This window comes from Rhizobacter sp. P2_H2 (assembly GCF_056403375.1).
This window is the reverse complement of record NZ_JBFUFP010001287.1, coordinates 1-1,369: the sequence shown is the minus strand read 5'-3', so window position 1 is coordinate 1,369 and position 1,369 is coordinate 1. Positions and strand designations below refer to the sequence as shown.

Annotated in this window: 2 protein-coding genes and 1 pseudogene; 2 read left to right on the top strand and 1 reads right to left on the bottom strand. The window is 66.5% G+C overall.

All coding sequences use genetic code 11. The features are described 5' to 3' along the window. Both AC1D15_RS32415 and AC1D15_RS32410 read left to right on the top strand, forming a co-directional pair. Nucleotides 1-450, top strand: a pseudogene (locus tag AC1D15_RS32415) (cell division protein FtsZ); the annotation flags it as partial. Nucleotides 451-549: 99 nt separating this feature from the next. Next, on the top strand, nt 550-1,101 hold the full coding sequence (locus AC1D15_RS32410) for a hypothetical protein (protein ID WP_477829293.1): 552 nt from the start codon (nt 550-552) through the stop codon (nt 1,099-1,101). A gap of 7 nt (nt 1,102-1,108) precedes the next feature. On the opposite strand, the gene AC1D15_RS32405 is transcribed toward AC1D15_RS32410, so the two are convergent. Then, on the bottom strand, nt 1,109-1,369 hold a 261-nt coding region (locus tag AC1D15_RS32405; RefSeq protein ID WP_477829292.1), incomplete at its 5' end, for a lytic murein transglycosylase.

Below are 1,369 nucleotides of genomic sequence, written 5' to 3'. Positions count from 1 at the left end.
CAGCTCGCGGTGCACCTGCAGGCGCGTTCGGCGGCCTGGAGCGTGGGCTACATCCAGCAGCATGCGGCGCGCCACGGCTTCGTGCCGGGCGTGGTGCCGGGCCGGCTGGTGCTGCCGGCGGCCGACGAGGGCGCGCCGCCGGTGCTGACGCTCAGCTTCGATCCGCAGGCGGCCTTCGCCGACGACCCGAACAAGTCGGTGGTGCGCGACGTGACGCTGAGCTTCGACGTGCCGCAGACCGATGCGCGCGCCGAGCCGTTCATCGCGTGGCAGGCGAGTGCGCAGGCCCTGTCGCTTGGCATGGATGCGGCGATCGTCGACGACAACGGGCAGCCGCTGCGGCCCGAAGGGTTCGCGGCGATCGGCGGGGAACTGGGGCAGCTGTACCAGGCGCTGGAGACGCACGACCTGGCGGCCGGCACGGCGGCGGCGCGGCGGCTGTTCAGCTGAACGCCTGGTGCGTTCGTTGGCCACGCACCGGGCCTGCGATAGGATCGCTGCCGGCCGCGGAGGGCGGCCGTCATCATCCATACCTACTTGCACACCAACATGAAACGCATCCTTGCGATCCTGATCTGTTCCTTTCTCGCCGGCTGCGGCACGCAGATGAAAGTGGCTGCGGTCGACGAGAAGACCGGGCTGTTGAAGTCCGACCTCGGTTCGATCTCGAAGGCAACCGTCGTGACGGCCAAGACCATGCCGCTGGCGCCGTTCAAGGGCCTGGCCTTCATCTCCGGCGGTGGCGATTTCGGCGTCAATCAGCTGAAGGCAGTCAAGTACTTCGATCAGGTCGTGAACTACGACGAGCTGCAGAAGCTGGTGATCGTCAACAACCTGCAGGACAAGGTGCCCAGCCTGAGCGAGCCGATCGGCCTGAACAAGCTGTACCGGGCCTACAAGCCGTTCCTGTGGGTCAACTTCAAGCGGGTGCAGAAGGACAACAAGCCGTACCTGCAATTGATTGCGACCAACCCGGACACGCTGGAAGACGTCTTCGTCAGCGAGGTGTACCTCGATTTCGTGTGGGCCGGCGTCAACGATCAGAACTCGCGCTACCCGCTGTTCAATGCCCTCATCGAGTGGCTGAACAAGAACCGCTGATCGGTCGTCAGCGGGGCAGCCGCTGGTGCACGGCCGCCACGGCCTGCCCCAGCTCGATCACCGCCAGTGCGTAGTAGCTCGACCAGTTGTAGCGCGTCACCGTGTAGAAATTCGGCGTGCCGGCGATGTAGCTCGGCGCGGCCTCGCCGTTCTGCAGTTCGATCAGCGCGAGCTTGTCGCCGAACTCGCGCGCCGCGGCCGGCAGCCCGGCGCCGTGCGCGAGGAACTCCTGCGGCGTGAAGCTCGGCACGATGTCGGGCACCAGCAG

Bases quoted from the DNA above. Each gene is read 5' to 3' on its own strand.
- AC1D15_RS32410 (WP_477829293.1), top strand. From the start codon at position 550: ATGAAACGCATCCTTGCGATCCTGATCTGTTCCTTTCTCGCCGGCTGC.